Source organism: Mycobacterium colombiense (assembly GCF_001672755.1).
GTDB lineage: Bacteria > Actinomycetota > Actinomycetes > Mycobacteriales > Mycobacteriaceae > Mycobacterium > Mycobacterium colombiense_C.
Map to the genome: position 1 here is coordinate 1 of NZ_LZKI01000044.1, position 6713 is coordinate 6713.

Annotated in this window: 7 protein-coding genes and 2 pseudogenes; 4 read left to right on the forward strand and 5 right to left on the reverse strand. The window is 67.9% G+C overall.

From position 1 onward, the window contains the following. Both A5708_RS27395 and A5708_RS26665 read right to left on the reverse strand, forming a co-directional pair. Positions 1-76 (reverse strand): annotated as a pseudogene (locus tag A5708_RS27395) (hypothetical protein); the annotation flags it as partial. Next, positions 61-237: pseudogene (locus A5708_RS26665) on the reverse strand (sorbosone dehydrogenase family protein); the annotation flags it as partial. The pseudogenes A5708_RS26665 and A5708_RS27395, both read right to left, overlap by 16 nt. 264 nt (positions 238-501) lie before the next feature. Between A5708_RS26665 and A5708_RS05875 the strand changes: the two are divergent. After that, positions 502-1362: a DoxX family protein gene (locus A5708_RS05875; protein ID WP_065027719.1), complete on the forward strand. Its 861-nt coding sequence runs from the start codon at positions 502-504 to the stop codon at positions 1360-1362. 9 nt (positions 1363-1371) lie between these two features. Here the strand turns inward: A5708_RS05875 and A5708_RS05880 are convergent, their stop codons facing one another. Beyond that, positions 1372-1710 carry a PH domain-containing protein gene (locus A5708_RS05880; RefSeq protein ID WP_065027724.1) on the reverse strand — a complete coding sequence of 113 codons (339 nt, stop codon included), beginning with the start codon at positions 1708-1710 and terminating at the stop codon, positions 1372-1374. Between the two features lie 382 nt (positions 1711-2092). Here A5708_RS05880 and A5708_RS05885 point away from each other — a divergent pair, with 382 nt between their 5' ends. The 3 genes from A5708_RS05885 to ilvC all read left to right on the forward strand — a co-directional run bounded on the left by A5708_RS05885 (position 2093) and on the right by ilvC (position 5525). After that, entirely contained in the window at positions 2093-3961 is a 1869-nt protein-coding gene (locus A5708_RS05885; RefSeq protein WP_065027720.1) for an acetolactate synthase large subunit, read from the forward strand. Further along, positions 3961-4461 carry an acetolactate synthase small subunit gene (gene ilvN, locus A5708_RS05890; RefSeq protein WP_065027721.1) on the forward strand — a complete coding sequence of 167 codons (501 nt, stop codon included), beginning with the start codon at positions 3961-3963 and terminating at the stop codon, positions 4459-4461. The genes A5708_RS05885 and ilvN overlap by 1 nt, the downstream gene beginning before the upstream one ends. A gap of 62 nt (positions 4462-4523) precedes the next feature. Further along, positions 4524-5525 (forward strand): ketol-acid reductoisomerase, encoded by a 1002-nt coding sequence (gene ilvC, locus A5708_RS05895; protein ID WP_065027722.1) that lies wholly within the window; start codon positions 4524-4526, stop codon positions 5523-5525. Between the two features lie 82 nt (positions 5526-5607). Here the strand turns inward: ilvC and wrbA are convergent, their stop codons facing one another. Together wrbA and A5708_RS05905 are read right to left on the reverse strand one after the other, a co-directional pair. After that, positions 5608-6204 carry an NAD(P)H:quinone oxidoreductase gene (gene wrbA / locus A5708_RS05900; RefSeq protein ID WP_065027723.1) on the reverse strand — a complete coding sequence of 199 codons (597 nt, stop codon included), beginning with the start codon at positions 6202-6204 and terminating at the stop codon, positions 5608-5610. Beyond that, positions 6201-6713: phytoene desaturase family protein (locus A5708_RS05905; RefSeq protein ID WP_419538307.1), on the reverse strand; the 513-nt coding region annotated here is incomplete at its 5' end. The genes A5708_RS05905 and wrbA, both read right to left, overlap by 4 nt.

Consider the following 6713-nt stretch of genomic DNA (forward strand, 5'->3'; position numbering starts at 1 on the left):
TTGAGCAGCCCGCTTGGCGCCATTCGGCGCCCGCGGACGTGAAAACCTCACCCAGCCCTTCGGCTTCGGCGTGGGCGGGGGAGGCGTCGAACTGGGCTGCGGCTTCAGTTCGGGGGCGGTGGTGAACGGTTGCGATTGGGCGTCGTTGAAGCGCGCGCACCCGCTCGTCACCAGCACGAGGGCGCACAGCACGGCGAAGCCGCGCCGAACCGACCGCCCCGATCGCCCTAGTCGCATGACCGTCAGGCTACGGACACTGGCAGCGGCGCCGCCACACACGTCCCCGTTGGCCGCCGCCGAAAACTCGGCCATGGCCCCTTCCCGCCCGGGCCCGGCACCACGTCCGGCGAACGGGCGATCTCGCGCGGCGGGCCCTCGAAACGGGCTCGGGAGGCGATTTCGGGCAAATCCGGGCCGGTTTGACGGGCAAACCACCGATTGCCAGGCGAAAGCGCCGCTCAAATCCCCAATTCAGGGCCGAATGCCCTTACCCTGACACCCGTGACCAGTCAACCGAATGACGCACATTGGCAACGGCCCGGCGAATCGCCGGAGCCGACCCCGGGCCGCCCCGCCTCGGCGCGGCTGGTTGATCCCGAAGATGATCTGACGCCAGTCGGCTACCCCGGCGACTTCAACCCGTCGACCGGAACCACCACCGTCATCCCCTATGGCGGCGCCCCAGCGGTTGCCGGCTCCGGGGCCGGTGGCTACCACCTGCTGGAACAACAGGAGCCCTTGCCTTACGCCCAGCCGCATTCGGCGGCCCGGCTCGCCGCCGCCGAGTCCACCGACATCGACGACGACGAACACCACGACCGGTTGCACGACGTCGGCCGGCGCGGAACGCAGCATCTTGGTTTGCTGCTGTTGCGCGTCGGGCTGGGCGTGGTGCTCGGCGCCCACGGCCTGCAGAAGCTGTTCGGCTGGTGGGGCGGCTCAGGCGTGACGGGGTTCAAGAACTCACTGTCCGACGTCGGCTACCAGCACGCCGACATCCTCGCCTACGTGAGCGCCGGCGGCGAGGCCGTCGCGGGCGTGCTGCTGATCCTGGGCCTGTTCACGCCGGTGGCCGCGGCCGGTGCGCTGGCGTTTCTGATCAACGGCCTGCTGGCCAGCGTCTCGGCGCGGCCACACAGCCATACCTTCCCGTTCTTCCTGCCCGAAGGGCACGAATACCAGATCACCCTGATCGTCATGGCCGCCGCGGTCGTGCTGTGCGGGCCCGGCCGCTACGGCCTGGACGCGCGCCGCGGCTGGGCGCATCGACCCTTCATCGGGTCGTTCGTCGCGTTGCTGGCCGGCATCGCGGCCGGTGTCGGGGTGTGGGTGGCCCTCAACGGCGTGAATCCGATCGGCTGACCGGCCTTCTCACTGGTAGGGGTTGGGAACCCGCCCCGCGCTGGCCTCGGTCAGCTCGGGCAGCGTGGAGAACGTGACCGCGGGTAACCGCAGGTCGGCGCCGCTCTTGAGGTGCGCGCGTCCCCAAGAACCGCGGTGGAAACGCAGCCCCTCGATGTCGTCCCAGCGCACTCGCCGGCTGCCGAAGAGCGTCCGAACGGTTACCCCCTGGTCGTCGGCGACGGTGCGTAGCCGGACGATCATGGCCGACAACAGCGCCGGAAGGACCAGCAGCGGGAGCGACGGTGGCCACAGCATCACCGGTATCAGCAACCCCAAGGTCAGGAACCCGACGGCCAGATGCGCCATCGGCGACACCTTGATCACGACGGGCGCTGCGGAGGGGGTTTGGGGGGACGAACCGGTAGCCACCCCGCCATCATTTCACCGGCACCTGCGACCGGTCCCGCGAGCATCCGCCCGGCGCCACCGCCAACCCCGTTGGCGACCACAGCGCCGACGGTCACGGATTTGACTGCTGAACTGTGCGAAGGCTACCGTCGGACGCTATGGATACCGCCGGAAAGCCCGGGATGCTCGTAGTACTTAGTCAGCGCGTTGGTGGCTGACTTGCCTTACGGCATTTGAAGCAATCCAGCACCAGCGCGCAACCCTCGTGCAGCAGACTAGCTGTCGGGGGTTTTTTGTTGCCCCCAGCGAGACTCCCGGAATGAATAAGGACTGAACGACAGTGAGCGCTCCCATCAGGCAGCACGCCTCCGCGACACCGGACGCGGCCGACATCGCCACCGACGCGGCCAAACCCGCCGTCAAGTCTGCGGCCGGCAAGCCGAAGCGTATCGGGCCCGAACAACTTACCGGTGCACAGTCGGTGATCCGCTCGCTGGAGGAACTCGGCGTAGAGGTCATCTTCGGCATCCCGGGCGGCGCGGTGCTGCCCGTCTATGACCCACTGTTCGACTCGAAGAAGCTGCGCCACGTGCTGGTCCGCCACGAGCAGGGCGCCGGCCACGCCGCCAGCGGCTACGCGCACGCGACCGGCAAGGTCGGCGTCTGCATGGCGACGTCGGGGCCCGGCGCCACCAACCTGGTGACCCCGCTGGCCGACGCCCAGATGGACTCGATACCCGTGGTCGCCGTCACCGGTCAGGTGGGGCGCTCGCTGATCGGCACCGATGCGTTCCAGGAAGCCGACATTTCGGGCATCACGATGCCGATCACGAAGCACAACTTCCTGGTCCGCTCGGGCAACGAGATCCCGCAGGTGCTCGCCGAGGCGTTCCACATCGCCTCCTCGGGCCGCCCCGGCGCGGTGCTCGTCGACATCCCTAAGGACGTGCTGCAGGGCCCGTGCACGTTCAGCTGGCCGCCACGGATGGAGCTGCCCGGCTACAAGCCGAACACCAAGCCGCACAGCCGGCAGATCCGCGAGGCCGCCAAGCTGATCGCGGGCGCCCGCAAGCCGGTGCTCTACGTGGGTGGCGGGGTCATCCGAGGTGAAGCGACCGAGCAGCTGCACGAGCTGGCCGAGCTGACCGGCATCCCCGTGGTGACCACGCTGATGGCGCGCGGCGCGTTCCCGGACAGCCATCCGCAGCACATGGGCATGCCCGGCATGCACGGCACCGTCGCCGCGGTGGCGGCGCTGCAGCGCAGCGACCTGCTGATCGCGCTGGGAACCCGCTTCGATGACCGGGTGACCGGGCAGCTGGACACCTTCGCCCCGGAGGCCAAGGTCATCCACGCCGACATCGACCCGGCCGAGATCGGCAAGAACCGCCACGCGGACGTGCCGATCGTCGGCGACGTGAAAGCCGTCATCATCGAGCTGCTCGAGTTGCTGCGCCAGGACGGGATTCCCGGCAAGCTCAACATGACCGAGTGGTGGGCCTACCTGAACGAGGTTCAGTCCACCTACCCGCTGAGCTATGGCCCGCAGAGCGACGGCAGCCTCGGCCCGGAATACGTCATCGAGAAGCTGGGCCAGATCGCCGGTCCGGACGCCCTGTACGTCGCCGGCGTCGGCCAGCACCAGATGTGGGCGGCCCAGTTCATCTCGTACGAGAAGCCGCGCACCTGGCTCAACTCCGGCGGGCTGGGCACCATGGGGTTCGCCATCCCGGCGGCCATGGGCGCCAAGATGGCCCGTCCGGACGCCGAGGTGTGGGCGATCGACGGCGACGGCTGCTTCCAGATGACCAACCAGGAGCTGGCCACCTGCGCGATCGAGGGCGTGCCGATCAAGGTGGCGCTGATCAACAACGGCAACCTGGGCATGGTGCGCCAATGGCAGACGCTGTTCTACCAGGAGCGGTACTCGCAGACCGATCTGGCCACGCACTCGCACCGCATCCCGGACTTCGTGAAGCTGGCGGAGGCGTTGGGCTGCGTCGGATTGCGTTGCGAGCGTGAGGAAGACGTCGAAGACGTGATCAACCAGGCGCGGGCGATCAACGACCGCCCGGTAGTGATCGACTTCATCGTCGGGGCCGACGCGCAGGTGTGGCCGATGGTGGCCGCCGGCACCAGCAATGACGAGATTCAGGCGGCCCGCGGAATCCGCCCGCTGTTCGACGACGAGAGCGAAGGGCACGCCTGATGCGCACGCACACCCTGTCGGTGTTGGTCGAGGACAAACCCGGCGTGCTCGCCCGGGTGGCGGCGCTGTTCTCGCGGCGCGGGTTCAACATCGAATCGCTGGCCGTTGGTGCCACCGAGCAGAAGGACATGTCGCGGATGACCATCGTGGTGTCCGCCGAGGCGACCCCGCTCGAGCAGATCACCAAGCAGCTCAACAAGCTGATCAACGTGATCAAGATCGTCGAGCTCGACGACGACAACTCGGTGTCGCGGGAATTGGCGCTGATCAAGGTGCGCGCCGACGCCGGCATCCGCAGTCAGGTGATCGAAGCGGTGAACCTGTTCCGCGCCAAGGTGATTGACGTGTCGCCGGAGGCGCTGACGATCGAGGCGACGGGTGACCGCGGCAAGATCGAGGCGCTGCTGCGGGTCCTGGAGCCCTTCGGAATCCGCGAAATCGTCCAATCCGGAGTGGTGTCGCTGGCTCGCGGTCCGCGCGGAATCGGCACGGCCAAGTAAGTTTTCAGCTGAAACAAGAAGGAGATAGTGAAGTGGCTAACCCGTCTGGGGAGACATTGCCGATGTTCTACGACGACGATGCGGACCTGACGATCATCCAGGGTCGCAAGGTCGGTGTCATCGGATACGGCAGCCAGGGACACGCGCACTCGCTGAGCCTGCGCGACTCCGGCGTGCAGGTGAAGGTGGGCCTCAAGGAGGGTTCGAAGTCGCGGGCCAAGGTGCAAGAGCAGGGCCTGGACGTCGACACCCCGGCCGAGGTCGCCAAGTGGGCCGACGTGATCATGCTGCTGGCGCCCGACACCGCGCAGGCCGACATCTTCAAGAACGACATCGAACCCAACCTCAAGGATGGGGATGCGTTGTTCTTCGGCCACGGCCTCAACATCCACTTCGACCTGATCAAGCCGCCGGCCAACGTCACCATCGCCATGGTGGCACCGAAGGGCCCGGGGCACCTGGTGCGGCGGCAGTTCGTCGACGGCAAGGGTGTGCCCTGCCTGATCGCCGTCGACCAGGACCCGAACGACGAGGGCGAGGCGCTGGCCCTGTCCTACGCCAAGGCCATCGGCGGCACCCGCGCCGGTGTCATCAAGACCACCTTCAAGGACGAGACCGAGACCGACCTGTTCGGTGAGCAGGCCGTGTTGTGCGGTGGCACAGAGGAATTGGTGAAGACCGGTTTCGATGTGATGGTCGAGGCGGGCTACCCGCCGGAGATGGCCTACTTCGAGGTGCTGCACGAGCTCAAGCTGATCGTCGACCTGATGTACGAGGGCGGCATCGCGCGGATGAACTACTCGGTGTCCGACACCGCGGAATTCGGCGGCTACCTGTCGGGTCCGCGCGTCATCGACGCCGGCACCAAGGAGCGGATGCGAGAGATCCTGCGCGACATCCAGAGCGGCGACTTCACCAAGAAGCTGGTCGCCAACGTCGAGGGCGGCAACAAGCAACTCGAGCAGCTGCGCAAGGAGAACGCCGAGCACCCCATCGAGGTCACCGGCAAAAAGCTGCGCGACCTGATGAGCTGGGTCGACCGGCCGATCACCGAAACGGCCTAGCGTTTTGGTTCGAGCGCCCGGCTTGCCGGGCGCTCGGCCACCCGCGCCCGGCAAGCCGGGCGGTCGGCCTGATCCGGCTGGCTTAACCCAGCCGGTCGGCGACGGCCACCACCCGGCGGGCCAGATGTTCGAGCGCGGCGCCGGTCGGCTCGTCGAACTCCTTGATGTTGTCGTGGGTGGTGACCAGGCTCGCCCCATAGGGATTGCCGTCGACGAACTTGCACGGGTCCGTGTATCCCGGCGGCACGATGATGCCGCCGAAATGCATCAGCGTGATGTAGAGCGAGAGCAGGGTTGTCTCCTGGCCACCGTGCACGGTGTTGGACGACGTGAAGCCCGCGTACACCTTGTCCGCGAGCTTGCCCTGCGCCCACAGCCCGCCCAGCGAGTCCAGGAACGCGCGCAATTGCGCTGCCGGAGAACCGAACCGGGTCGGTGAACCGAAGATCACCGCATCGGCCCAGACGATGTCGTCGCCGGTGGCCGCCGGAAAATCTTTGGTGGCCTCGTAGTTCGCCGTCCAGGCCGGGTTGTGGGCGAACGATTCGGGATCCTGTGTTTCGGCGACGTGCCTCAGGCGGACTTCGGCCCCCGCCGATTCGGCCGCGGTGGCCACGCGCTGCGCCATCGTGGTGCCATGGCCGGTGGCCGAGTAGTAGATGATCGCAAGTTTCGTCACGGCGTCATCGTAGGCCGCAGATCCGGGATCGTGTCGATCCCGAATTCCCGGCGCAGCAACGTGCGGGCCGCGTAATAGCCGGCCATGCCGTGCACACCGCCGCCCGGCGGCGTGGCCGCGGAGCACAGGTACACCTTGGGAATGGGTGTGCGCCAAGGGTTTATCCGCGGAGTGGGGCCGGCGATCGCCCGCCAGGCGGAATTGCCGCCCATCCCGATGTCGCCGCCGACGTAGTTGGCGTTGTGGTCGCACAACCGCGCGGCCGGCACCGCGCGCGCCGCCACCACCACGTCGCGGAAGCCGGGGGCGAACCGCTCGACCACCGCGGTCACCGCTTCGGTCGCGTCGACGGTGGACCCCGCCGGCACGTGGGCGTAGGTCCAGAAGGGCCGGCGACCGGCGGCGTCGATGCGGCCGGGGTCGGCGACGTGCGGCGACGCGGCCAGCACCATGGGCCACTGCGCGTGCCGGCCCGCGGCGATGTCGGCCTCGGCGCGAGCCATCTGCGC